Below are 24,383 nucleotides of genomic sequence, written 5' to 3' on the forward strand. Positions count from 1 at the left end.
ATATATGTACGCAATCGACTTCCGTGTCCGTCAACTTCCGTTTGCTATTGGGAGCAGTCCATATATGTAGAAAGTCGCCTCGCTGATTCCGAGCTTGCGACAGATCTCTTCGTCAAGCTGCCGTTCTGAACGACGTTCGCACGCGCTTCGCCGACGCATCCGATACGTAGGGAGACAGGCCTCGTGCCGCGTCGAGCGGTCGAGCGTGACACAACCCGTTGACAACACAACGAACCGTTCGGGGCTTGCGTCCCGTTCGGCTTTTCATGGCGCCGGAGCAATTTGGAGGAAAGGGATGTCAGGCTATCGCGAATTGAAGGCGCAAGCCGATGAACTGATGAAACGTGCCGAGGAAGCGCGACAGGCTGAACTCGAGACCGTGCTGCAGGAGGTCCGTACCCGTGTCGCCGAATATGGGTTGACCCCGAGACAGATATTCGGCCGTCAGGGCAGTGCCACAAGGGCGGCGCGAAAAACGGCTGCCGTCGCGCCGAAGTACCGCGATCCGAACACCGGAGCGACGTGGTCCGGCCGGGGACGCGAGCCGGCATGGATCAAGGGGAAGCGCCGCGTGCGCTTCCTGATCGAACGCCAGGAGGGTTGAACGCGACATTGCGCGATGCCCATAAAATGGAGGCGTCCGCCGACCCGTGCTTCGCCAGGACCCTGGCGACGAGCGGGCTGGCTTACCCGCGACCTCCAAGGCCACTATGGAAATCAAATGGATCGAGGATTTCCTCGCGCTCGCGCAATACCAGAGCTTTTCCCGCGCGGCTGAATTTCGCAACGTCACGCAGTCGGGCTTCAGCCGCCGCATCCAGTCGCTCGAACAGTGGATCGGCTCCGAGCTGATCGACCGCAGCAGCTTTCCGCCGGTGCTGACGCCGGCAGGGCGCCTGTTCCGCGAAACGGCCGAGGACGTCATCAGCTGCCTGTACGATACCCGCGCGATCATCCGCACCGAGCAGCGGATCGCCGGCAAGAGCCTGCAGATCGCCGCGGGCCACACGATCGCGCTGAGTTTCCTGCCGGCCTGGCTCAAGGCGCTCGCCCCGCATTTCGGCGAAGTGCGGGCGCGTGTCATTCCGACGAACGTCCACGACTCGATCCTGATGCTCGTCAACGGCAACTGCGAGCTGATGTTTGCGTATCACCATCCCGAGCTGCCGCTCCATCTCGACCCGGCGAAGTACGAGCACCTGACAGTGGGCCTCGACACGCTGATGCCGGCGTGCCGGCCGAACCGTCGATCGGCGCCCGCGTTTCGCCTGCCCGGAACGAAGCAGAATCCGCTGCCGCTGATTACCTACACGGAAACCAGCTACTTCGGCCGCTGTCTCGCGCTGCTGCTCGGCCGCGCACCGGATGCGCCGGCCTTGCAGCTGCACTACGAATCAGACATGGCCGAAGTGCTCAAGAAGCTCGTGATGGAAGGCGAGGGCGTCGCGTGGCTGCCCCGGAGCGCGATCGCCGCCGAACTGGCGGCCGGCGACCTCGTGCCGGCCGGCCCGGCGGCGTGGAACCTGGAAGTCGAGCTGCGCGTGTATCGCGACGTGTCCAATCGCAGCGAATTCCTGGACTCGCTCTGGCAGCATCTGCGCGCGGCGCCTGCCCGGCTCGGCTGAATCAGGGTTTTCCCGCGTTATGCGACGCTCGCATACCGCCATGTTGCACTGGCATCACGATTTTTTCGGCCGTTCCTACCATTCGTTCCAACGGCACATGCGACGCGTGACCTGCGTCGCGCGGCCTTCTTCGCAGCGCGCTCGCCGCCTTCCGGCGGCCGAGTGCCACCCAAGGACGAATGGACATGAAAAATCGCCTCACCTTAAGCATCGCAGTCGGCATGATCCTCGGTGTCATCGCCGGTTATGCGTGCCACGCCAACATCACCGACCCGGCCACGCTCAAGACGATCGCCGGCTACTTCTCGATCGTCACCGACATCTTCCTGCGCCTGATCAAGATGATCATCGCGCCGCTGGTGTTCGTGACGCTCGTGTCCGGCCTGGCCGGCATGGACAGCGGCGAGGACGTCGGCCGCATCGGCCTGCGCTCGATCGGCTGGTTCATCTGCGCGTCGCTGATTTCGTTGATTCTCGGCCTCGTGATGGCCAATGCGCTGCAGCCGGGCGCCGGTCTCAACCTCACGGAGACCGCCGGCGAGGTCAACACCGGACTGAACACCGCCGCGCTGAACGCCCGGGACGTGATCACGCATGCGTTCCCGACCAGCCTGCTCGATGCGATGGCGCGCAACGACATCCTGCAGATCCTGGTGTTCTCGGTCTTTCTCGGCGTTGCGCTGAGCGCGTTGAAGCGTGACCAGCGCGTCGGCGCCGTGATCCAGGCGATCGACGGGATGGTGCCGGTGATGCTGCGCCTGACGAACTACGTGATGCGCGCGGCACCGCTCGGCGTGTTCGGTGCGATCGCGTCGTCGGTCACGCTGCGCGGGCTCGACGTGATCTACACTTACGGGAAGCTGATCGGCGCGTTCTATCTCGGCTTGCTGGTGCTCTGGGCAATCCTGATCGGCGTCGGCTACGTGTTTCTCGGACGGGGCGTCTGGCGCCTGCTGAAGGTCGTGCGCGAGCCCGCGCTGATCGCCTTCTCGACCGCCAGCAGCGAGGCCGCCTATCCGCGCCTGACCGAGCAGCTCGAGCAGTTCGGCGTCGACAAGAAGGTGGTGGGCTTCACGCTGCCGCTGGGTTACGCGTTCAACCTCGACGGATCGATGATGTATCAGGCGTTCGCGGCCATCTTCATCGCGCAGGCGTTCGGCCTGCACATGCCGCTGTCGGAGCAGGTGTTCATGCTGCTGGTGCTGATGTTGAGCAGCAAGGGCATGGCGAGCGTGCCGCGCGGCTCGGTGGTCGTGGTCGCGGCGGTCGCGCCGATGTTCCATCTGCCGGTGGCCGGCGTCGCGATGGTGCTCGCGATCGACCAGATCCTCGACATGGGCCGCACGATGACGAACGTGATCGGCAACAGCGTGGCGACGGCGGTGATCGCGAAGTGGGAGAGCCGGCGCGCCGCGCAGTCGCAGGGTGCCGTATTCGACCAGCCGGAGCTGAACGCATGATGTGCACGGATAGCGTGAATGCCCGGCGGAAATTCGGCGTGGTCGGCGGCCTGGGGCCGCTGGGCAGTGCCGACGTGTTCTTCAAGATGGTGAAGGCGACGCCGGCGTCGTCCGACGAGGAACATGCCGAGATGATCTTCGAGCAATACCCGTTCAAGGGCTCGGGGTCGGGCAGCGCGGCGACCATCGAGCGCAAGCTGTACGTGTTCGACATGATCCGGCAGTTCGAGAAGCGCGGCGTGACGACGGTCGTGCTGCCATGTTTCCTGAGCCACACGTTCATCGACGAATTGAAGGCGAATACGCACCTGCCGATCGTGGACATCGTCGAAGCCGTTCGCTACCACGTGCGGCGCAAGTACCCGGACGCGACGCGCATTGGCGTGCTGGCTTCCGACTACGTGCGGGACAAGCGACTCATCGAGACGTATTTCCCGTCACCGCAGTTCGACGTCGTTCATCCGCGGACGCATGACGGGATCGATCTCGTGACGGAAGCCATCTACGGTGCCGACGGCATCAAGCGCGGCAATCTGTGCGGCCGGCCGGTCGAACTGCTGCGCCGCGCATGCGAGGACCTGATCGATCAGGGCGTGCAGGTGATCGTCCCCGGCCTGACCGAGATCGCGCTGGTCGCGGGCGAAATCGGCCCGCTGCGCGTGCCGGTCGTGGATTCGAACCTCGCATATGCGCAGTACGCGGTGACCGGGCACGCCGGCTCACGCGCGGCGCCGTTCAAGGTCGGCGTGGTCGGCGGCGTCGGGCCGGCCGCGACGGTCGATTTCCTGGACAAGATCGTGCGCAACACGCCGGCGTCGCGTGATCAGGAACACATCAAGCTGCTGGTCGAACAGAACCCGCAGATTCCCGACCGGACCGAGAACCTGATCGGCACCGGCGCGGACCCGACGATCTCGTTGTACGCGACCTGCAAGAAGCTCGAGGACGGCGATGCCGACGTCATCGCGATTCCGTGCAACACCGCGCATGCGTTCGTCGAGCGGATCCAGCCGTACCTCGGCATTCCGATCGTCAACATGTTGACCGTCACGGTCGCCTACCTGCGCGACACCTATCCGGCGCTGCGGGAGGTCGGGGTGCTCGCGACGTCCGGCACGATCGAAAGCGGGGTCTACCGGAAGGCGCTGGAGTCGCAAGGGCTTCGGCAAGTCGCGCCGGGGCCGGCATTGCAGGCGCGCGTGATGGCAGCGATCTACGGGAAGCGGGGCGTCAAGGCCGGCTTCACGTCCGGACAGTGCGAGGAAGATATCGGGGCGGCCATCGAGGCGATGATTGCCGAGGGCGTGAGCGTAATCGTGCTCGGCTGTACGGAACTGCCGCTCCTGCTTCCTGGCGGTGAATATGTTGCGCGGAACGGGAGACGCGCGACGCTCGTCGATCCAACCGATGTGCTGGCCCGCACGTGTATTGCGTATGCGATGGCGGGCGGCGGGTGAGCCGCGGTTTGCCCCGCTGACGTCGACGGCGCACGCCGCTCGGCCTGCCCGTGGAAAACTGTATGAATATACAGTATAGTATCCGTCGAACTCGAGCGGCGCGGGCATGACCCGTGCGGCACGTGCGCCGCGCCTGCGGGCATCCGCCGCAGCGTTCCGGCACCGTGAATTCCGGCTAACTCATCCAGACGGGCAGGCAAATTGTCATCCAGCAATCTGATCCGCATTCGCGGAGCACGTCAGCACAACCTCAAGAACCTCGATCTCGACCTGCGCACCGGCGAAATGACGGTCGTCACCGGCCCGTCGGGCTCCGGCAAGTCGAGCCTCGTGTTCGACACGCTGTACGCGGAAGGCCAGCGGCGCTACGTCGAAACCTTCAGCGCGTATGCGCGGCAGTTCCTCGACCGGATGGACCGCCCGCAGGTCGAGCGCGTCGACGGCGTGCCGCCCGCGATCGCGATCGACCAGACCAACCCGGTCCGCAGCTCGCGCTCGACAGTCGGCACGATGACCGAGCTCAACGATCACCTGAAGCTGCTGTACGCGCGCGCGGCCGAGCTGTTCGACCGCCAGACCGCGCGGCAGGTGCGGCATGACACGCCCGAGACGATCTACGCGGAACTCGTCGAGCGCACGCGCGCCGACGACCCGCGTGTCGTCGTCACGTTCCCGGTCGAGCTGCCGGAAAGCGCGTCCGAAGAAGAAGTCACGCAGTGGCTGTCCGCGAGCGGCTACACGCGCGTGCAGGCGCAGCGTGAAGTCGCGTCGCCCACGGGCCCGCGCAAGCTGCTCGACGTGGTGGCCGACCGCTTCCGCGTGCAGCAGGCCGACAAGGTGCGCGTGGTCGAGGCGATCGAGGCGTCGCTGAAGCGCGGCGGCGGCCGCGTGAACGTCTACGTGCTCGCGCCGGAAGCGGAAAACGCGCTGGCCGAGCCGCAGGTGTGGCGTTTCTCCACCGGGCTGCACGACCCTGACAGCGACCTGCGCTACGCGGAGCCGCAGGCGGCGCTGTTCTCGTTCAACTCGGCCTACGGCGCATGCGAGACCTGCCGCGGCTTTGGCCGTGTGATCGGTGTCGATCTTGGCCTCGTGATCCCCGACGCGCGCAAGACGCTGCGCGGCGGCGCGATCAAGCCGATGCAGACGCCCGCCTGGAAGGAGTGCCAGGACGACCTGATGCGCTACGCGGCGAAGGCGGACATCCGCCGCGACACGCCGTGGTCCGACCTGACCGACGCCGAGCGCGACTGGGTGATCAACGGCTCGCCGGACTGGAACGGCAAGTGGCAGAGCCAGTGGTACGGCGTGAAACGCTTCTTCGGCTATCTCGAATCGAAAGCGTACAAGATGCATATCCGCGTGCTGCTGTCGAAGTACCGCAGCTACACGCCGTGCGAGGTCTGCGGCGGCGCGCGCCTGAAGACGGAATCGCTGCAGTGGCGGCTCGGCTCGAAGGCGAACGCCGATACGGTGCTCGCGCCCGCGAATCGCTTCATGCCGCGCGGCGTCGACTGGACGCGCGCGCAGCTCGAGGCGCTGCCGGGCCTGACGGTGCATGACCTGATGCTGCTGCCGATCGAGCGCATTCGCCGCTTCTTCGACGAGATCACGCTGCCGAGCGCGCTGCTCGACGATGCATTGAAGCTGCTGCTGGCCGAGGTGCGCACGCGCCTCAAATACCTGTGCGACGTGGGGCTCGGCTACCTGACGCTCGACCGGCAGAGCCGCACGCTGTCCGGCGGCGAGGTGCAGCGGATCAACCTGACCACGGCGCTCGGCACGTCGCTGACCAAAACGCTGTTCGTGCTCGACGAGCCGAGCATCGGCCTGCATCCGCGCGACCTCACGCGGATCGTCGAGGCGATGCAGCGGCTGCGCGACGCGGGCAATACGCTGGTCGTCGTCGAGCACGATCCGTCGGTGATGCTCGCGGCAGACCGGCTGATCGACATGGGGCCGGGTCCCGGCGAGCGCGGCGGCACGATCGTCTACGACGGCACGCCGGGCGACATCCGTTCCGCGCACACGCTGACGGGCGAATATCTCGGCGGCCGCAAGCACGTCGCGCATGCGTCGAACTGGGCGCGCCGCCCGGTGGACGCGAACACGCCGCGCATCGTGCTCGAAGGCGCGACCGAGCACAACCTGCGCGACGTGACGGTCGAGATTCCGCTGCAGCGGCTCGTGTGCGTGACGGGCGTGTCGGGTTCCGGCAAGTCGACGCTGCTGCAGGACGTGCTTTATCCGGCGATGGCGCGCCATCACGGCAAGGCGACCGAGTCGCCCGGCGCGTTCCGCAATCTCACGGGCGCCGATCAGGTCGGCGACGTCGTGTTCGTCGATCAATCGCCGATCGGCAAGACCACGCGCTCGAACCCGGCCAGCTACGTCGGCGCGTTCGACGAGATCCGCAAGCTGTTCGCGAAGGCGCCGCTCGCGCTGCAACGCGGCTACGGCGCCGGCACGTTCAGCTTCAACTCGGGCGACGGTCGTTGCCCGACCTGCGGCGGATCGGGCTTCGAGCACATCGAGATGCAGTTCCTGAGCGACGTCTATCTGCGCTGCCCGGATTGCGACGGCAGCCGCTACCGCGCCGAGATTCTCGAAGTGCGAATCGAACGCGACGGCCGCGCGCTGAACATCGCCGACGTGCTCGACCTGACCGTCAGCGAAGCGGCCGCGTTCTTCGCGGCGGATGCCGAGGTGCTGCGCGTGCTGCAGCCGATCGTCGACGTTGGCCTCGAATACGTGAAGCTCGGCCAGCCGGTGCCGACGCTGTCGGGCGGCGAAGCGCAGCGGCTGAAGCTGGCCGGCTTCCTCGCCGAATCGGCGGCCGCCGCGGGCGGGCGCCGGGTCGCGAGCGAGGAGGCGCGCATCGCGCGCGCGAAGCTGTTCATGTTTGACGAGCCGACCACCGGGCTGCACTTCGACGACATCGCGAAGCTGATGCAGGCGTTCGGCAAGCTGCTCGCGGCCGGACATTCGCTGATCGTGATCGAGCACAACCTCGACGTGATCCGCGCGGCCGACTGGCTGATCGATCTCGGCCCGGAAGGCGGCGACGGCGGCGGCCTCGTGCTGTGCGCGGGCACGCCCGACGACGTGAAGGCGTGCGCGCAATCGCACACCGGCGTCGCGCTGCTGCAGTACGACCGCGCGATGGACGGCGAAACCGCGCTCGCCGACGAAGGCGTGCCGCTGCAGGCCGTGCTGAACGCCGCCCGCGAGCGGCGCGCGATCGAGGGCGAGGACGTCGTGCGGATCGTCAACGCGCGCGAGCACAACCTGAAGGCACTCGACGTCGACATCCCGCACGGCAAGTTCAACGTGATCACCGGCGTGTCGGGGTCCGGCAAGTCAACGCTCGCGTTCGACATCCTGTTCCACGAAGGCCAGCGCCGCTACCTCGAATCGCTGAACGCGTATGCACGCTCGATCGTGCAGCCGGCCGGGCGGCCTGAAGTCGATGCGGTGTACGGCATTCCGCCGACGGTGGCGATCGAGCAGCGGCTGTCGCGTGGCGGCCGCAAGAGCACGGTCGCGACCACGTCCGAAGTCTGGCACTTCCTGCGGCTGCTGTACGTGAAGCTCGGCCTGCAGCATTGCATCCACGACGGCACGCCCGTCACGTCGCAAACCGTCGAATCGATCGCCGCGCAGCTGCTGCGCGACCATCGCGGCGAGCACGTCGGGCTGCTCGCGCCGCTCGTCGTCAACCGCAAGGGCGTCTATACCGACCTCGCGAAGTGGGCGAAGGCGCGCGGCAGCACGCATCTGCGCGTGGACGGCGAGTTCGTGACGGTCGATCCGTGGCCGAAGCTCGATCGCTTCCGCGAGCACACGATCGAATTGCCGGTGGCCGACATCGTCGTGTCGCCGGACGACGAGGCCGAGTTGCGGCGCGTGCTCGACGAGACGCTCGAGCTCGGCAAGGGCGTGATGCACCTGCTCGCGCCGCTCGACGGGCTGCACCACGCGATGCAGAACGATCATTCGACCGCGCGCGTCGGCGAGATCAAGGTGCTGTCGGTCAAGCGCGCGTGCCCGGTGTGCGGCACGAGCTACCCGGAACTCGATCCGCGGATGTTCTCGTACAACAGCAAGCACGGCTGGTGCACGACCTGCGTCGGCACCGGGGTCACGCTCACGCGCGAACAGCGCGCGGCATACGACGATACCGTGCTCGCCGGAGACGATCGCGGCCGCGAGCAGACTTTGCCGTCGGACGAGCAGGAACCGGAAGGCGTCGGCAACGAGCCGTGTCCGGATTGCGGCGGCACGCGCCTGAATCCGTCCGCGCGCGCGGTCACGTTCGACGCGCATCCGATCGTCGAGGTCGCGCAGTGGACGGTGTCCGATACGCGCCGCTGGATCGACGCGCTGGAACTGACCGGCCGCGACGCGCAGATCGCGCGCGACATCGTCAGCGAGATCGGCAGCCGCCTCGCGTTTCTCGAGGAAGTCGGGCTCGGCTACCTGAGCCTCGATCGTGCGGCGCCGAGCCTGTCGGGCGGCGAAGCGCAGCGCATCCGGCTCGCGGCGCAGCTCGGCAGCAACCTGCAGGGCGTGTGCTATGTGCTCGACGAGCCGACGATCGGCCTGCATCCGCGCGACAACCAGATCCTGCTGGACGCGCTGCGCAAGCTCGGCGACAAGGGCAACACGCTCGTCGTCGTCGAGCACGACGAGGACACGATTCGCCGCGCCGATCACATCATCGACGTGGGCCCGGGCGCCGGCAAGCGCGGCGGCACGCTGGTCGCCGAAGGGGCGGTCGCCGATCTGGCCGCACAGCCCGATTCGGTCACGGGCCGCCTGCTCGCGCACCCGATGACGCACCCGCTGCAACCGCGCCGTGCGGTGAGCCTCGCGGGCAAGAAGGGCGCACCGGCGGTGCCGGAGGGCTGGCTGACCGTGCACGGCGCGACGCTGCACAACCTGCATGACGTCACGGTCGGGATTCCGCTCGCGCGGCTCGTCGCGGTGACGGGCGTCAGCGGTTCGGGCAAGTCGACGCTCGCGCGCGATGTGCTGATGACGAACCTGCTCGATGCGGTCGGCCGCTCGGTGCTGTCGTCGCCGGCCACGCGGCGCGCGCGCAAGGCCGCGCAGCAGGATGCGCCGGCCACCAACCGCCGCTCGAGCGTGCTCGCGCGTAGCGCGCCGCGCCCGTCGCTGAACGTCACGCATGCGTGGCAAGGCTGCGAGTCGCTGAGCGGCTGGGAACAGATCGACCGCGTGCTCGAAGTCGACCAGACGCCGATCGGCAAGACGCCGCGCTCGTGCCCGGCTACCTACATCGGCGTGTGGGACACGATCCGCAAGCTGTTCGCCGATACGCTGGAAGCGCGCGCGCGCGGCTACACGGCGTCGCGTTTCTCGTTCAACACCGGCGACGGGCGGTGCCCGGCCTGCGAAGGGCAAGGCGTGCGCACGATCGGGATGAGCTTCCTGCCCGACGTGAAGGTGCCGTGCGACGTGTGTCACGGGCAGCGCTTCAATCCGGAGACGCTCGCGGTCACGTGGCGCGGCCGGAACATCGGCGACGTGCTGACGATGGAAATCGACGAAGCCGTGGAGTTCTTCGCGCCGATTTCGAACATCGCGCATCCGCTGCAGCTGATGAAGGACGTCGGCCTCGGCTATCTGACGCTCGGCCAGCCGTCGCCGACGCTGTCCGGCGGCGAGGCGCAGCGGATCAAGCTCGTCACGGAGCTCACGAAGGTGCGCGACGACATCACGCGGCGCGGCCAGAAGGCGCCGCATACGCTGTACGTGCTCGACGAGCCGACGGTTGGTCTGCATATGGCCGACGTCGCGAAACTGATCCGTGTGCTGCACCGGCTGGTCGACGGCGGGCATAGCGTCGTCGTGATCGAGCACGACCTCGACGTCATCGCGGAAGCCGACTGGATCATCGATCTCGGGCCGGAAGGCGGCGTGGGCGGCGGCACGATCGTCGCGGCGGCGCCGCCGGAAGGGCTCGCGCAGGTGAAGGCGAGCCATACCGGGCAGGCGCTCAAGCCCGTGCTGGCGCGAACGGCGACGGAAGACGATGAGGCGGCGCGGCAGGGAGAAGCGCGGGTCGGTTGAACGCGGTGCATCATGTGAGCGGCCCCGGTGTCTGATCAGGCACCGGGGCCGCTTTTACGTTCGTCCGTGCGGTCAGCCGCGCAATCTCATTCGCCCTTGACGCCGATCGTCTCGATGATGGTCTCGAGTTGCGGGCTCATCGGCAGGTTGAGGCTCATGCCCGACGGAAGCGGACGCAGGAGCCAGCGCTTGTACTGACGCGTGATCTCGCCGTCGACGGCCAGTTCCTCGAACGTGCTCTTCACGACCTGCGCGAGTTGCGGATCGTCCTTGCGGAACATGATTCCGTACGGGTCGTATGACAGGAAATCGCCAACCACGTCGTACTGGCCACCCTTGCCCGCATTCTCGGCAATCAGGCCGTACAGCAGCACGTCGTCCGTCGCGAACGCATCGGCCTGACCATTCGCGACGAGCGCGAAGCCCTGTGCATGGTCCGGCACCACCTGCAGCTGGATCCCGAGCCTGAACCGCGCGTTCAGGTCGCGCAGCGCCTTCTCGTTGGTCGTGCCGGCCGTCACCGCGACCTTCTTGCCCGCGAGATCGCGGAACGAGCGAATCGGCGAGCCTCGCTTCACCATCACCTTCGTGCCGGCCACGAAGATGATCGGCGAGAACGCCACGCGCTTCTGGCGCTCCAGGTTGCTCGTCGTGGAGCCGCATTCCAGATCGACCGTGCCGTTGACCACCGCGTCGATGCGGTTGTCGGAAGTGACCGGCACCCAGCGGATCGTCAGGCTCCTGTTGACCGCATCCTCGATCGACGACACGAGCGCCTTGCAGAGCTCGATCGAATAACCGATCGGCTGTTTGCGCGCATTCAGGTACGAGAACGGGATCGACGCGTCGCGATAGCCGAGCGCGATCGTGCCGCTGCTGCGCACCTTCGCGAGCGTGCCGGTCAGTTGGGCCGGCGCGAACGGCTCGACGCGCGGCGTCGTGGACGGCGCATCTTCCGCGTGCGCGGCTGCGCCCGCGGCAAGCAGGCCTGCGAGCGCGAGCGCACGCCAGAATCGCTGCATCTTCATCGTCGGGCCTCCGTCAGACATCCGCCGGATGCGCGATCGTCCCTTCCTGCTCCGCGTCGATGCGCGCCAGGTTGGCCTCGGCTTCCGCCTCGGACATGAGTTGGCCTTCCCACTTCGCGACCACGGCGCTGGCGATCGAGTTGCCGACCGCGTTGGTGGCCGAGCGGCCCATGTCGAGGAACGTGTCGATACCGAGGATCAGCAGCAGCCCGGCTTCCGGAAGCCCGAACTGGTGCAGTGTGGCGGCGATCACGACGAGCGATGCGCGCGGCACGCCGGCCATCCCCTTCGACGTCAGCATCAGGACCAGCAGCATCGTGATCTGCGTGCCGAGCGACAGGTGGATGTTGTACGCCTGCGCGATGAACAGCGCCGCGAAGGTGCAGTACATCATCGAGCCGTCGAGATTGAATGAATAGCCCATCGGCATCACGAAGCTCGAAATTTTGCGGCGCACGCCGAAACGGTCAAGCGCGTCGAGGATCTTCGGATACGCGGCTTCGGAGCTGGCGGTCGCGAACGACAGCATGAACGCTTCCCTGATCAGCACCAGCAGCTTGAATACGCGGCGGCCGAGGAACAGCAGCCCCGCACAGACGAGCAATGTCCAGAGCAGGAACAGGCTGACGTAGAAGTCGCCCATGAACACCGCGAACTTCAGCAACACCGACAGCCCGTTGACGGCGACGGTCGCGGCCATCGCGGCCAGCACCGCGAGCGGCGCGAGCTTCATCACGTAGCCGGTGATCTTGAGCATCACGTGCGACAGCTGGTCGATCGCGGCCACGAGGATCTTGCCGCGTTCGCCGAGCGCCGCGAGCGCCACGCCGAAGAACATCGAGAACACGACGATCTGCAGGATCTCGTTGTTGCTCATCGCCTCGGCGAACGATCTCGGCACCATGTGGCCGACGAAATCCTTGAGCGTGAACTTGGAGGTCGCGAGATTCGCCGATGCGCCGATGTCCGGCAGCGGCAGGCCGAGGTTGTCGCCGGGGCGAAGCAGGTTCGCCATGAACAGCCCGAGCAGCAGCGAGATCAGCGACGCGGTGACGAACCAGCCGATGGATTTCGCGAATACGCGCCCGACCGATGCCGCGTCGCCCATGTGCGCGATGCCGACGACCAGCGTGGAGAAGACGAGCGGCCCGATCACCATCTTGATCAGGCGCAGGAACACATCGGAGATGAGCGAGATGTATCCGGCGATCTCGGCGGTGGCCTTTTTGTCAGGAAAGCTCATGAAGATCATGTAGCCGATCAGGATGCCTGCCACCATCGCGATCAGGATCCAGACGGCTGCAGCATTTTTTTTCTGCATCGTGAGCCTCCCTTGCACCGGTTCCGCAACCGGGGATGGAAGGACGATACAGGACGCGAAAGACGATGAACAGTGCAACCGGGGGCGGGTTTGCGCGAGCGCCGCGGCGCGACCGATTGCCTCCCCGAAGATTGCACCGGTGGCGCTGCGATGCCCGGGGCCGGCGCAACCCGGTATCGGATTTGTGCGGAGCAGCACGCCGCCGGTTCGATGGTCGTTGAATCCCGACGGCGGTCTCGCCGTGGGGCACGCGCGCCGCGCCGGCATCCGGCTGCGGGAGATGGGCCGCGCGACGCACATCGAATCGCTGGCGGGTGAGCGCCGCCACTCATGCAGCGCACAACATTCGGAAGCAGGCAGGTGCAACGCAGCGCAGCAGTGCCCGTGGAGGAATTTTTCCCGGCGCTGAAAGGCGCGCGGCGCAATTGGTTCGGGCTATGACCGGCAGAGCCGATCGACACTTGTCACCTGGCCTGGCGGGTTTTCGCGTGTAATGGCCTGCGAAGCCGCATGAGGCGGGCCGCGCATGACAAAGAGCGATCTTGCCGGCATCGGGACGGATGCGGGTCGCTCATGGTGACGCCGCATACGTTCATTGCCGGTCCACCGGAGCCGGTTCATTCATCAGTTCGACAACCCAGTCGATAAACACACGCAGTTTTGCGCTGACGTGACGGTTCGGCGGATACGCGATGTATAGCGGCATTGGATCGAGTTGCCAGTCCTCGAACAGCGTGACGAGTTCACCCCGTGCCACGGGGGTTTTCGACATATAGCGTGGCAGCCACATGATGCCGAGGCCCGCCACACCGGCCGCGAGATAGGCATTGCCGTCGTCTACGGCAAGTGCGTAACGGCCTTGCACCTTGACCGTCTCGTCGCCGCGATGCATGTCGAGCGGATAGAGTCGGCCAGCGCGCCCCCATGAGAACCCGACGATGCGGTGATGCGAGTTGTCGAGTTCCGCGGGATGCGAAGGCGTGCCCGCCAACGCGAGATATCCGGGCGACGCGAAGACACCGAGTGAAAGATCGGCCACCCGTCGGGCGACCATCGATTGATCGGTCGGCTCGCCACCGCGCACGACGCAATCCACGTTCTCTCCGATGATATCGACGGTGCGGTCGCTCACGCCCATGTCGAGCTGGATGTCGGGATAGCGGGCGAGGAATGCCGGCAGCGCCGGGATCAGGATCAGGCGCGCGAACGGGCTCGGCACGTCCACGCGCAGGCGGCCGCGCGGCGCCGCCGATGCACTCGACAGGCTCGTCTCGGCGTCGTCCATATCGGCGAGCAGCCGGATCACGCGCTCGTAATACGCGACGCCGTCAGGCGTGACGTTGATTCTGCGCGTCGTCCGGTTCAGGAGCCGAACACGCAAGCGCGCCTCGAGCTGCTGGACCAGCTGCGTGACCGTGGTCTTGCTCATGCGCAGCGTTTCGGCCGCCTTCGTGAAGCTGCCTGACTCGACTACCCGGACGAAAGCGCGCATCGCGTCGAAGCGATCCATGCGTGTCTGCCTCGCGATTGAATTGTTTGCATTTTACAAATAGTCATGGACAGGGTTGGCGGTTTATCGCGTGTGCGTCGGTGCGTAAAGTGGGGCGATCGAAACCAATGATCGTCAATGGAGGTGAAGATGGGCAAGCGCGATGTGGTGTTTCCGCCGGGACGTCAGGCGCTGTATGAGCGCAACAGATACGCTCCGGCCGTACGGGCGGGCGGCTTGCTGTTCGTATCCGGGCAGGTCGGCAGTCGCGAGGACGGAACGCCCGAGCCGGATCTGCAGGAACAGGTGCGGCTCGCGTTTCGCAATCTGAATGCGATCCTGCACGAAGCGGGTTGCTCGTTCGACGATGTGGTCGACGTCACGGTGTTCATGGTCGATCCGCAATCGACGTTCGAGCGCATCTGGCAGGTCGTGCCCGAATTCTGGGGCGACGCGCTGCATCCGACGCTCACCGCGGTTGGCGTGACATGGCTTTACGGCTTCGACTTCGAGATCAAGGTCGTTGCGAAACTTCGGATCGACAGCTGACGCTTCAGTCGGGCGACTATGAGGCGATGGTCGGGACCGTGCTGGCGATCAGCCGGATTGCCAGGTCGTGCAAACGATCATGTTGGGGAAATTCGGTGGATCTGGTCGGAAGCGACGTCGGCCCTCGCATGTGCGAGCACGGCGTTTCGACATGACGCTGCAATCGCGGTCACGTGATCGATTCGGTTCGATGACTGATCGCCTGCAGAAATGGAAAGCCTGCAAAGCAAAGTTGGCTTGCGAGGCCGATCGCGCCGGGCACAGACCAGAAGCCGGCAAAGTACTCGAGCACCGTCCGTCTGAACAGGAGCCCGTTAATGCACAACTCCGCAAGCATCAATATGGCGAGGGCGATTGCGCCCATCAGCAACGCCTCGTTGGTATCTGTCAGCATGTCGTGCTTTTTCGCGCTCCAGTGCGACAGGTACCAACTTGCGGCAAGCATGAATGGCGCTTCGAGCGATACGGCCGCCGTCTCTCCCAGGAGCTGAACAAGCAGCAGGACGCGAATCGCTCCGAAGGCGAAGCCGATCACAAAAACGGTCAATGCATAAACGCAGCCCGCTTCGGCGCAGGTTGCCCATCTGGGGCTACGATGCGAGCAGCGCGTCACGGCGTTTCACGTGTTTGACGGGGAGGGACGCTAGCAAGTGTACAGATCGGTGTGCCCGAAGCCCTGCGAGTAATCGAGTACCGAAATGACCGTCGGAATCACGCGAAATATCCGGACTTCATCAGGAGACGGCATTGGCATTGGCGGCGCTTGCATATCCGGATACTTCAGTGGAAGCATGCGCAAGACCTTCTCTGCTTCGGCACGATCCGTCACGGGTCGTGCGTGCGCCGCCATCGACAAACCTGTAATCGCCATCAGATCTGACGTGTCGTGATCGATCGTGAGCGATACCCGGTCGTCTCGGGCTAGATTGGCCGCCTTCTGGCTTTCCAGTCCGCAAAGGAAGTAAAGCGTCAGTCCCTGGCTCACGTACCCGACGGTGGTCGCCTGGGGCCAGCCGTCCGGCCGCAGCGTGGCGATCGTCATGATTCGATGCTGATCCAGCAGTGACAGGATCTTTCGCTTGATCTGCTCGTCCATGGATCACCTTCCCGTTCGTGAAATCCGATCCTGTACCACCGGGTCATTCGGCGCTTGATGCAAATCAAATTCCGAAGACGACGATGCACACAGTCGTCAGTGAATGCGGAAATTCGCGGCACGCGCGCAGTGGCGGAAGGCCGGATTGGTGTGCGAAAGAAGCCGGGGTTTGAAGTGCGTGAATGGCCGTTTCGGACAGAGGCGAGTGGCCGGAGCGGATCGCGGAAGATCAATGGTCCGCACCATGGCGTCCCGTCGCCGACAATCCGTGCGTCGGCGCTACCTCAGCGGCCACTCCGCCTCGCAAGCCGGTTCGTTACCCGCCACACGGCCCTCAATCGAAATAAGGCTGCAGCACCCCCTCGATCCAGTCCATGAACGCCCGGACGCGCGGCGACAGATTGCGCCGATGCGCCACGACGAGCGACGCCGCGAGGGGTTCGGGACGCAGATCGGGCAGCACCTCGACCAGCGCGCCGCTTTCGATGTGATTCGCGACCCCGGAATACCCGGCCTGGATCAACCCGATGCCCGCAAGCCCGGCTGCGTGATAGGTCTGCACGTTGTTGACCTGCATCGCGCTCGGCAATGCAAGCGTCGCATAGCCGTCGCCGCTCGGATATTCCCACCCGGGATGCCGGTCGCCGAGTGTCAGCGCGTAGTGGACCATGCGGTGTCCCTGATCGAGGAGATCGTCGAGCGTTTGCGGCACACCATACCGCGCCAGATAGCCGGGACTCGCCGCATTGATCATGCGCAGGCGGCCCAACGGTCGGGCAATCAGCGTCTCGTCCACGATCGGCCCCAGCCGGATCACGCAATCGAATCCTTCCTGGACGAGATCGACACGTCGATCGGTGCTCGAAAGTTCCAGTTCCAGCTCCGGATGCATCGCCATCAGTTGCGGCAGCGCGGGAACCACGACACTGCGCGCGAGCTCGGTGGGCATGTCGACGCGCAATCGTCCGCGCAGGCGCGTGCCATTGCCGGAAAACATCGACTGCAGCTCCTGTACTTCGGCCAGCAGGTCCCGTGCGCGCGCGTAAAAGGCGCGTCCGTCCTCGGTCAGTTGCACGCTCCGCGTCGTCCGATGCAGGAGCGCGACGCCCATGTCGCGCTCTAGCGCACGGATCACCATCGACACACGTCCTTTCTGGATGCCCAGGCTTTCGGCTGCGCGCGTGAAGCTGGTCATCTCGGCGACACGAGCGAAGATCAAAAGCGCATCGAGGTTTTGCATTGTTCACCCTGGGAGTAACAGAACGTTCAATCGGTCGTCATTTATAACTCAATTTCGACTCAGTAAAGTGCTGTCCGATGTCGTCCCCCGACGACCACCTGAACGAAAGGGCGCAACCATGACACAGCACATCTCTCCGGTTAAAACGATCGTCGTCTATCACTCCGGCTACGGGCATACCGAACGCATGGCGACGGCTGTCGCCGAGGGTGCCGGCGGCGTTCTCGTCGCAATCGACGCCGATGGCAACATCGCACAGGACGCGTGGGACGCGCTTGCCGGCGCGGACGCCATCCTGTTCGGCTCGCCGACCTACATGGGCGGTCCCAGCTGGCAGTTCAAGAAGTTCGCCGATGCATCGTCGAAGGCCTGGTTCGAAGGCGCATGGCGCAACAAGATCTTCGGTGGCTTTACCAACAGCGCAAGCATCAACGGCGACAAGCTCAATACGCTCGAATACTTCGTTCTGCTTGCCGGGCAGCACGGCGGCATCTGGGTGAGCATGGACATCAAGCCGGCGAACCTGAAGGCGTCGATGCGTGACGACCTGAACCGCATGGGCTCCTATATCGCGCCGATGGCGCAGACGCCAGCCGATGCGTCGCCCGATGAAATGTCGGCAGGGGACCTCGAGACGGCTCGCCGCTATGGCGCGCGGGTCGCAACAATCGCCGGACAATTCCGGGCAGGACACGCTCGCATCAACTGAAATCCGGTGTGCGGGGCGCCCGGAACGGGCGCCGCTGCACTCTTTCCCGCCGATCTCGAAGGAAACGGCCATGAAATACAAGCAACTGGGCCGCACCGGCCTGTACGTCTCCGAGCTGTGTCTCGGCACGATGACGCTGGGCGGCAATGCCGATGCCGGCATGTGGGCTGCCATCGGCGCGGTCGGCCAGAACGATGCGACCCGACTGATCTCCCGCGCACTGGACGAGGGAATCAACTTCATCGATACCGCCGACATTTACTCCTTCGGTGAATCCGAACGACTCGTCGGACAGGCACTTCGGGACCTGGGCGTCGCACGCAGCGACATCGTGCTGGCGACGAAGACCGCGGGCGTGATGGGCACGAAGCCCAACGATCAGGGCGCGTCGCGCGGCCACATCATGGATTCCGTGCAGCGAAGCCTGGAACGGCTGCAGGTGGACCATATCGACCTCTACCAGATCCACGCGAACGATCCCGTGACACCGATCGACGAGACGCTGCGGGCGCTCGACGATCTGACGCGTCAGGGGCTGGTTCGCCATGTCGGCGTCTCGAACTGGCGCGCCGGAAAGATCGGCAAGGCGCTCGGGCTCAGCGCAGCGCTCCATGCGACGCGCTTCGAGACGCTGCAGGCGTACTATTCGATCGCCGGACGCGACGTGGAGCGCGAGCTGGTGCCGCTCGCGATCGATGAACAGATGTCGCTCCTCGTCTGGTCGCCGCTCGCCGGCGGACTCCTTTCGGGGAAGTTCGGCCCTGGGGCGCCGACCGCAGACGGTTCGCGACGCAGCCATTTCGATTTTCCGCCGGTCGATCTCGAGCGCGCCTGGCCATGCGTGGCAGCGATGCGCGCGATCGCGGACGCGCGAGGCGTGTCGGTCGCCCGGATCGCGCTCGCGTGGCTGCTCGGCAAGCCGCATGTCACGAGCGTCATCATCGGCGCGAAACGCGTCGAACAGCTCGAAGACAATCTCGGCGCGGTCGATGTCGTCCTGACGGAGACCGAGCTTGCGCATCTCGATGCCGTGAGCGCGTTGCCTCCCGACTATCCCGGCTGGATGATCGATCGTCAGGCGGCGGGCAGGCTGCCGCGGCCTTTCGCGCGTGCCGTGTCGAAATAGGGCGGCCGACAGGCGGCCCTTGTCATGCTCGAAGGGATCGCCCGACGCTCAATGCTGCCCCGCACCGGGCGTCCGTGCGCCGCGATCATCGCGGCAACCGCTAGAATTGCGGTTTTAGCCCGGAACACGTCCATGTCTTTTGCTTCGCTAGGCCTGATCGATCCCTTGCTGCGTAATCTGCAGGGCCTCAATTACCAGACACCCACGCCGGTGCAGGCCAAGGCGATTCCCGCTGTGCTCGGTGGCAAGGACGTCATGGCTGCGGCACAGACCGGGACCGGCAAGACGGCGGGTTTCGCGCTGCCGCTGCTGCAACGGCTGGTTCAGCACGGGCCGGCGGTGTCCAGCAACCGCGCGCGCGTTCTGGTGCTGGTGCCCACGCGCGAACTGGCTGAACAGGTGCACCAGAGTTTCGTCGAGTACGGCAAGGGCCTCGACTTGCGGTTTCTGGCCGCCTATGGCGGCGTGAGCATCAATCCGCAGATGATGAAGTTGCGCAAGGGCGTGGATGTGCTCGTCGCCACGCCGGGCCGTCTGCTGGACCTCAATCGCCAGAACGCCGTGCAATTCGATCAAGTCCAGACGCTGGTGCTGGATGAAGCCGACCGCATGCTGGATCTGGGCTTCGCACGCGAACTCAACGCCGTGTTTGCCGCGTTGCCCGTGCAGCGCCAGACGCTGCTGTTCTCCGCGACGTTTACCGACGACATCCGCGCGATGGCGGCGAGCATTCTGCGCAGTCCGGTCGATATCAGCGTCAGCCCGCCCAATGTAACCGCCAGCAGGATCAAGCAGTGGGTGGTGCCGGTGGACAAGCGGAACAAGCCTGACCTCTTCATGCACCTGGTGGCCCAGAACAACTGGGACCACGCGCTCGTGTTCGTCAAGACCCGCAACGGCGTGGATTACCTGGCGGCCATGCTGAACGATGCGGGTTATGCGGTCGACACCATTCATGGCGACAAGCCGCAACCTGCGCGCCTGCGTGCGCTCGAGCGCTTCAAGACGGGCGAAGTGCAGATGCTCGTCGCGACCGATGTGGCCGCGCGCGGGCTGGATATCGACGACCTGCCGCTCGTGATCAACGTCGACCTGCCGATCGTCGCGCAAGACTACGTGCACCGTATCGGCCGTACCGGTCGCGCGGGTGCAAGCGGCGTGGCGGTGTCGCTCGTGTGTGCCGATGAAGCACCGCAACTGGCCGCGATCGAAGCGCTGATCCGGCAGACACTACGCCGTGAGGAAGAGCCGGGTTTCGAAGCCGAACACCGCGTGCCGGAAACCAGCGCGACGGGGCAGATCATCAAGAAACCCAAAAAGCCGAAGAAGCCCAAGGTGCCGCAAGCGGGGGCGGGCGCAATGCCGGCGGCTGGCAAGAAGCCGCGACCGAAAGGTGGAGAAGGCAAGCGCAAGCCCGCGGGGCAGCGCGCCGCGGCTGCGGGCAAGGGGGCGAGCCTGTCGAACGGTAGCCCGTTCAGCGTGCAAAAGCCGCGCGGCAAACCCGCCGGCAAGACGGCGGCGGGCTCGCGGAAGCCGGCTGGCAAGCCCGTGGGTGGTCGCGGTACGCGCTGATGCTGACGGTGGGGCGAGCCACGCTGGCCGCATTTCTACCTGTCGCCGTCTCGTGGGTTGCCCCAAAACAAGACGACGATTACACAGAACAACAATGCGCCCACCAAAACAAAATTCATGCTGCACCTTGCCTGAAGTGGACGGAATGGTTCGATCTCGGGCGGCCCGTCTGATGAAAGCCAAGTGGCCCGCTTTTAGTTAACGGGTAATGGCGCGGTTGGTCTACGTCAAGCAGCGTAGTTTTTTGATGCACGTCAAACAAATTCGGGAGCCGGGCGCCCCGTCCGAATGCATTTCCCTTGGAGACTGCGCCGGTGTCGTCTTCGCGCTTCGGCATCTTGCAGTAGTACGGGACGTCATGCGCAATCCGGAACGGCGGTCTCAGAGAATGGCAAGGAGCCGCAGCTGATGCTCGGTCTCGGTTCCTGTTATCAGTGTGTAGAACCGTGCCTCCCGACGTTCGAGCACTGAGAGATTCTGTGCGTCGGAAAACATGTTCCATTCGTCACCGTCGATACGCTCGAGTTTTCCATGAGTCCGTGCAAAAGCAAGCAACAACCGACTTGCTTCGCGTCGGATAACGATGCGTTCCATATTCAACACATAGGGGCGCCAGCCGCCCAGAAGAACGACGTAGTGAGGTATAGCGCTTTGGTTGATTGTCATCGCCGGCGTTGCCTTTTTCTCGAGATGGCGTCAGCTGATCGGAGCCCGTCCGCCATGTGCTTCGCGTTCGCGCGTTGACATGCCCGTCTTCAACCGAACAGTGAAGTCAGCCATCCTTCCGCCCATTTGGTTGCGTACGCAACTGCATCATCGCGACGCTCGAAAGCAGCCATATCCCCGCTAGCGTGCACCTCTCGCTCCGCTCCGTCCACAAGTATCGTGATAATCCGCACGTGTGCGACGTACTGCCGATCGGCCCTGCGTGGTGTCGGATCGATTCGGAACCGAGTCGAATCGAAGAGCATAAGTGCCCCCACATTCATGGTTGTCGCGAGTTGTGCTGTCGAGGGCACAGCGCGAAAGAGAGCCAGCCGCAATGAAAAATCATCCGACCCTCGACAATCGAGCTTGCCATGAACGCTTCGTTTCGCTGGCTTGCTGCTGCCCGATGCTCATCCTCATGCTTTTGCGGTTACTGCCAGACATGCTTCCGAAGGTATCGGATGCACGTTAGTCGCAGGCTCAACCGATTCGCGAGCGCGCGGAGTCGTCCATGGAGCCGACGGACTTCACTATCTGGAGAGTGGCGTGACCTGTCCAGACACGATCGCGCCACGCGCATTTCGCGCGATGGACGTCAAGCCTTCCCTGCAGTGATTCGACGAGCTAGAAAGGCGACAGCCACTCACGAGTTTTCCTTTGGGTGACGAGTTGCAGGGCAATGTATCGTTATGACCGGTCAGGAAGATGCGGCTGGCGCACTCACATCCGAATGCATGGAAGTTCGGCAGTAGCGTCACCCCGTCCTTCTTCCGATCGAAATCTGCGTCGCATTTCGTCATCGTGAAAAACGGAGGGACGTTGGCCGGCAGGCCGAACACGATGTTCCCCTAGTACATTTTCCGAGGCGGTAACATGCGCTTCGCCCGTAGGCGCTGCCGTGCGACGGCGCTGGCCTTCTTTCGCTTGCGTTCTGTCGTGGGCTTTTCGTAGCTGGTTCGACTGCGCAACTCGCGAATCAACCCTATTTTCTCGATGCTGCGACGGAATCGCCGCAGCGCGACGTCGATCGGTTCGTTGACTTTCAATGTTACGGTCGTCACGGATGTCCTGTTTGTGAGTGTTCGAATGAAAAATTGACGGATCGTGCCATGACGATGCTCGGACTCGACATTCCGAATGTCCGGCGCCAATCGAAAGAGCACGTACCGCTATGTACATCTGCACGCTTGCCGACGACACAGCGCCGCACGCGAGATTCTGGCGAGCGAGATCGTGTCGGTCCACGCGATCTCGTGCGGTCTGTTCAATTCGAGCAGTGTGCGTCGGCGATCATTTCGTTATCCTGGTCGATGCAGATCGCATCGACATGGCGAGCTGCCTCAACCTGCGTTTGAAAGGAACGCGTGTGTTTCGCGATTGTCGTCGATGATGGTCTCGGCATAGCGTAGCGATGCGCGACGTGCGTCACCGGCGGTATCGAACGGCGCATTGTCGCGAAGCCTGAAAGTCTGGCTTTGCGTCATCGTGTCGGTGGCATCGCGAAGACAAATCCTGACTGCCGCATCGAAGCCGGCATCATGGCTGTGCGGGGCGCCACTCGTCGCCGGAACATGCTGGTAAATCAGTGGATGAATTTCGAATCCACGGTAGAAATGTGTGCTCATGACATGCTCCTGACGTTCGGCCACAGCGAATGCTGCGGCCGAACTCGTCCGGCCGATCGCCGTCCATCGTAGGGCGGGCCGACGGGTTGAAGAGGATAACGTTGCAGCGCGGAGGCGGGGCGGTGCCGCAAGCGGGAAGCGGTGGAGGGGGAGCGCTCGGAGGGCGGGTGATCGCTCGGATGAGCCCATCATACGCGCATCGTTTGTCGGGCGTTCAACTGATTCCGTATTGCATCCAACAGCGCACGATGGTGATGCCACAGGCGTGTGATGTCGGGCTGCGAAGCCAGCTTCGCTTCACGCCGAAACCGCATTTCACGACCGCGGCGGCTGCTTGTGCGGCGGCGATCTCGATTGCTATCGCGGAGACGTCGTGCGCTTCTTTTGATGCGATTTCGCGACTGAAGACTGTTTGGGCGGCACCCAGTTCAACGCCGTGCCGAGCCTCGGCAACATCGCTGGTTGTTTGGCGCGTGGAGGCGTCTTGCGCGACCTGATGTGCATGGTTTTCCGATCGCGTCTGAACACGCGCATTGTGACGGGCATTGGGTTGCACGCAGATCCAGTGTCCCGATGCGAAACGGACGGCCCGGTCGGGCCTGCATCGAAACGTGTCGTGTCCGCGACGGAGGTGCGTGATGCAAAGGAGCGACGACAGTGACGCGCCGCTCCGTGAGCGAGGCTGTGAGGGCTTAAGAAGGTTACAGCGGGGTGATGTTCGCTGCTTGCAGGCCTTTGGGGCCGGTCTTGGCCTCGTAGCTGACTTTCTGTCCTTCGGCAAGACTCTTGAAACCATCGCCACGAATCTCGGAGAAGTGAGCGAACAGATCGTCACCACCACTGTCGGGCGTGATGAAGCCAAAACCCTTGCTATCGTTGAACCACTTGACGGTACCGGTATCCATGTTAGATCTCCTGAGAATGAACGAGCGTATGCGCCGACGATGGGCGCCGAAAATAATCAAGGAGGGAAAGGACAACGAGTACCGCGGGCCGCGGTCAATGATGGGCAGCAATCGCGCTTCTTGAATACTTCATCGCCGACAGTACGCGCCGTCAGGAAGGGTGTCAAGCGCTTTCGGTCGAGGGGATGAACATGGCCCTTGTCCGTTTCTGGTCGATTTCGAGCCGGATTGAGCGTTGCCGGTCGAGTCGAGGAACAAGCGCGGCACACATTTTTGCGAAGACGGATTTGCCTTGAATGGTGAGCCTATCCAGTCTTTTGTGTGTGAGGCATAAACTGACGGCCAAGGAGCCACTTTTATGCCACGCAAACGCAAGG

The 24,383-nt window shown here is 64.4% G+C and carries 22 protein-coding genes; 9 read left to right on the plus strand and 13 right to left on the minus strand.

Features of this window, described 5'->3' with window-relative positions; all coding sequences use genetic code 11:
* Window positions 1–295: 295 nt before the first annotated feature.
* The 5 genes from BTE28158_RS31250 (at window position 296) to uvrA (ending at window position 10,638) form a co-directional block, all read left to right on the plus strand.
* Window positions 296–604, plus strand: coding sequence for an H-NS histone family protein (locus tag BTE28158_RS31250; protein ID WP_151050025.1), 309 nt, complete (start codon window positions 296–298; stop codon window positions 602–604).
* 106 nt (window positions 605–710) lie between these two features.
* Window positions 711–1,625, plus strand: coding sequence for a LysR substrate-binding domain-containing protein (locus BTE28158_RS31255; RefSeq protein ID WP_151050027.1), 915 nt, complete (start codon window positions 711–713; stop codon window positions 1,623–1,625).
* A gap of 185 nt (window positions 1,626–1,810) precedes the next feature.
* The gene (locus BTE28158_RS31260) at window positions 1,811–3,085 is read left to right on the plus strand and encodes a dicarboxylate/amino acid:cation symporter (RefSeq protein WP_151050029.1); all 1,275 of its coding nucleotides are present in this window, start codon (window positions 1,811–1,813) and stop codon (window positions 3,083–3,085) included.
* Window positions 3,082–4,542, plus strand: a complete 1,461-nt coding sequence (gene cuyB / locus BTE28158_RS31265; RefSeq protein WP_420868030.1) for a cysteate racemase — start codon at window positions 3,082–3,084, stop codon at window positions 4,540–4,542. The genes BTE28158_RS31260 and cuyB overlap by 4 nt, the downstream gene beginning before the upstream one ends.
* Window positions 4,543–4,743: 201 nt before the next feature.
* Entirely contained in the window at window positions 4,744–10,638 is a 5,895-nt protein-coding gene (gene uvrA / locus BTE28158_RS31270; protein WP_151050031.1) for an excinuclease ABC subunit UvrA, read from the plus strand.
* Between the two features lie 86 nt (window positions 10,639–10,724).
* Here the strand turns inward: uvrA and BTE28158_RS31275 are convergent, their stop codons facing one another.
* The 3 genes from BTE28158_RS31275 to BTE28158_RS31285 form a co-directional block, all read right to left on the minus strand.
* Window positions 10,725–11,666: an amino acid ABC transporter substrate-binding protein gene (locus BTE28158_RS31275; protein ID WP_151050033.1), complete on the minus strand. Its 942-nt coding sequence runs from the start codon at window positions 11,664–11,666 to the stop codon at window positions 10,725–10,727.
* A 13-nt stretch (window positions 11,667–11,679) separates the two neighbouring features.
* The gene (locus BTE28158_RS31280) at window positions 11,680–12,987 is read right to left on the minus strand and encodes a dicarboxylate/amino acid:cation symporter (RefSeq protein ID WP_151050036.1); all 1,308 of its coding nucleotides are present in this window, start codon (window positions 12,985–12,987) and stop codon (window positions 11,680–11,682) included.
* A gap of 592 nt (window positions 12,988–13,579) precedes the next feature.
* Complete coding sequence (locus tag BTE28158_RS31285) at window positions 13,580–14,497, minus strand: LysR family transcriptional regulator (RefSeq protein WP_124627357.1); 918 nt, start codon at window positions 14,495–14,497, stop codon at window positions 13,580–13,582.
* A 129-nt stretch (window positions 14,498–14,626) separates the two neighbouring features.
* On the opposite strand from BTE28158_RS31285, the gene BTE28158_RS31290 reads away from it, so the two are divergent.
* On the plus strand, window positions 14,627–15,025 hold the full coding sequence (locus tag BTE28158_RS31290) for a RidA family protein (protein ID WP_151050038.1): 399 nt from the start codon (window positions 14,627–14,629) through the stop codon (window positions 15,023–15,025).
* Between the two features lie 169 nt (window positions 15,026–15,194).
* On the opposite strand, the gene BTE28158_RS31295 is transcribed toward BTE28158_RS31290, so the two are convergent.
* From BTE28158_RS31295 to BTE28158_RS31305, 3 genes are all read right to left on the minus strand, one after another.
* Entirely contained in the window at window positions 15,195–15,638 is a 444-nt protein-coding gene (locus BTE28158_RS31295; protein ID WP_151050040.1) for a hypothetical protein, read from the minus strand.
* A gap of 30 nt (window positions 15,639–15,668) precedes the next feature.
* On the minus strand, window positions 15,669–16,121 hold the full coding sequence (locus tag BTE28158_RS31300) for a pyridoxamine 5'-phosphate oxidase family protein (RefSeq protein ID WP_151050042.1): 453 nt from the start codon (window positions 16,119–16,121) through the stop codon (window positions 15,669–15,671).
* A 334-nt stretch (window positions 16,122–16,455) separates the two neighbouring features.
* Window positions 16,456–17,361, minus strand: a complete 906-nt coding sequence (locus BTE28158_RS31305) for a LysR family transcriptional regulator (protein WP_124627365.1) — start codon at window positions 17,359–17,361, stop codon at window positions 16,456–16,458.
* A gap of 118 nt (window positions 17,362–17,479) precedes the next feature.
* On the opposite strand from BTE28158_RS31305, the gene BTE28158_RS31310 reads away from it, so the two are divergent.
* The 3 genes from BTE28158_RS31310 to BTE28158_RS31320 all read left to right on the plus strand — a co-directional run bounded on the left by BTE28158_RS31310 (window position 17,480) and on the right by BTE28158_RS31320 (window position 20,768).
* Window positions 17,480–18,070: a flavodoxin family protein gene (locus BTE28158_RS31310; protein ID WP_151050046.1), complete on the plus strand. Its 591-nt coding sequence runs from the start codon at window positions 17,480–17,482 to the stop codon at window positions 18,068–18,070.
* Window positions 18,071–18,140: 70 nt separating this feature from the next.
* Window positions 18,141–19,196, plus strand: coding sequence for an aldo/keto reductase (locus BTE28158_RS31315; RefSeq protein WP_151050048.1), 1,056 nt, complete (start codon window positions 18,141–18,143; stop codon window positions 19,194–19,196).
* A gap of 132 nt (window positions 19,197–19,328) precedes the next feature.
* Complete coding sequence (locus BTE28158_RS31320) at window positions 19,329–20,768, plus strand: DEAD/DEAH box helicase (protein ID WP_174920283.1); 1,440 nt, start codon at window positions 19,329–19,331, stop codon at window positions 20,766–20,768.
* Between the two features lie 381 nt (window positions 20,769–21,149).
* Here the strand turns inward: BTE28158_RS31320 and BTE28158_RS31325 are convergent, their stop codons facing one another.
* From BTE28158_RS31325 to BTE28158_RS31350, 7 genes are all read right to left on the minus strand, one after another.
* The gene (locus BTE28158_RS31325; protein ID WP_059605444.1) at window positions 21,150–21,434 is read right to left on the minus strand and encodes a hypothetical protein; all 285 of its coding nucleotides are present in this window, start codon (window positions 21,432–21,434) and stop codon (window positions 21,150–21,152) included.
* 89 nt (window positions 21,435–21,523) lie between these two features.
* The gene (locus BTE28158_RS32700; RefSeq protein ID WP_151050052.1) at window positions 21,524–21,739 is read right to left on the minus strand and encodes a hypothetical protein; all 216 of its coding nucleotides are present in this window, start codon (window positions 21,737–21,739) and stop codon (window positions 21,524–21,526) included.
* A 585-nt stretch (window positions 21,740–22,324) separates the two neighbouring features.
* Entirely contained in the window at window positions 22,325–22,537 is a 213-nt protein-coding gene (rpsU, locus tag BTE28158_RS31330) for a 30S ribosomal protein S21 (protein ID WP_082728854.1), read from the minus strand.
* A 279-nt stretch (window positions 22,538–22,816) separates the two neighbouring features.
* Entirely contained in the window at window positions 22,817–23,101 is a 285-nt protein-coding gene (locus BTE28158_RS31335) for a hypothetical protein (RefSeq protein ID WP_124627369.1), read from the minus strand.
* Between the two features lie 214 nt (window positions 23,102–23,315).
* Window positions 23,316–23,657, minus strand: a complete 342-nt coding sequence (locus BTE28158_RS31340; RefSeq protein WP_170296447.1) for a hypothetical protein — start codon at window positions 23,655–23,657, stop codon at window positions 23,316–23,318.
* Between the two features lie 145 nt (window positions 23,658–23,802).
* On the minus strand, window positions 23,803–24,006 hold the full coding sequence (locus BTE28158_RS31345; RefSeq protein WP_059599712.1) for a cold-shock protein: 204 nt from the start codon (window positions 24,004–24,006) through the stop codon (window positions 23,803–23,805).
* A gap of 163 nt (window positions 24,007–24,169) precedes the next feature.
* On the minus strand, window positions 24,170–24,383 hold a 214-nt coding region (locus tag BTE28158_RS31350; RefSeq protein ID WP_217481651.1), incomplete at its 5' end, for a hypothetical protein.

Source organism: Burkholderia diffusa, from assembly GCF_902499115.1.
GTDB classification, from domain to species: Bacteria; Pseudomonadota; Gammaproteobacteria; order Burkholderiales; family Burkholderiaceae; genus Burkholderia; species Burkholderia diffusa.

Excerpts from the sequence above, each read along its gene's own strand:
- BTE28158_RS31250 (WP_151050025.1), top strand. The coding sequence starts at position 296 with ATGTCAGGCTATCGCGAATTGAAGGCGCAAGCCGATGAACTGATGAAA.
- BTE28158_RS31255 (WP_151050027.1), top strand. The coding sequence starts at position 711 with ATGGAAATCAAATGGATCGAGGATTTCCTCGCGCTCGCGCAATACCAG.
- BTE28158_RS31260 (WP_151050029.1), top strand. The coding sequence starts at position 1,811 with ATGAAAAATCGCCTCACCTTAAGCATCGCAGTCGGCATGATCCTCGGT.
- cuyB (WP_420868030.1), top strand. The coding sequence starts at position 3,082 with ATGATGTGCACGGATAGCGTGAATGCCCGGCGGAAATTCGGCGTGGTC.
- BTE28158_RS31275 (WP_151050033.1), bottom strand. The coding sequence starts at position 11,666 with ATGAAGATGCAGCGATTCTGGCGTGCGCTCGCGCTCGCAGGCCTGCTT.
- BTE28158_RS31280 (WP_151050036.1), bottom strand. The coding sequence starts at position 12,987 with ATGCAGAAAAAAAATGCTGCAGCCGTCTGGATCCTGATCGCGATGGTG.
- BTE28158_RS31285 (WP_124627357.1), bottom strand. The coding sequence starts at position 14,497 with ATGGATCGCTTCGACGCGATGCGCGCTTTCGTCCGGGTAGTCGAGTCA.
- BTE28158_RS31290 (WP_151050038.1), top strand. The coding sequence starts at position 14,627 with ATGGGCAAGCGCGATGTGGTGTTTCCGCCGGGACGTCAGGCGCTGTAT.
- BTE28158_RS31300 (WP_151050042.1), bottom strand. The coding sequence starts at position 16,121 with ATGGACGAGCAGATCAAGCGAAAGATCCTGTCACTGCTGGATCAGCAT.
- BTE28158_RS31305 (WP_124627365.1), bottom strand. The coding sequence starts at position 17,361 with ATGCAAAACCTCGATGCGCTTTTGATCTTCGCTCGTGTCGCCGAGATG.
- BTE28158_RS31310 (WP_151050046.1), top strand. The coding sequence starts at position 17,480 with ATGACACAGCACATCTCTCCGGTTAAAACGATCGTCGTCTATCACTCC.
- BTE28158_RS31315 (WP_151050048.1), top strand. The coding sequence starts at position 18,141 with ATGAAATACAAGCAACTGGGCCGCACCGGCCTGTACGTCTCCGAGCTG.
- BTE28158_RS31320 (WP_174920283.1), top strand. The coding sequence starts at position 19,329 with ATGTCTTTTGCTTCGCTAGGCCTGATCGATCCCTTGCTGCGTAATCTG.
- BTE28158_RS31325 (WP_059605444.1), bottom strand. The coding sequence starts at position 21,434 with ATGACAATCAACCAAAGCGCTATACCTCACTACGTCGTTCTTCTGGGC.
- BTE28158_RS32700 (WP_151050052.1), bottom strand. The coding sequence starts at position 21,739 with ATGCTCTTCGATTCGACTCGGTTCCGAATCGATCCGACACCACGCAGG.
- BTE28158_RS31335 (WP_124627369.1), bottom strand. The coding sequence starts at position 23,101 with ATGAGCACACATTTCTACCGTGGATTCGAAATTCATCCACTGATTTAC.
- BTE28158_RS31345 (WP_059599712.1), bottom strand. The coding sequence starts at position 24,006 with ATGGATACCGGTACCGTCAAGTGGTTCAACGATAGCAAGGGTTTTGGC.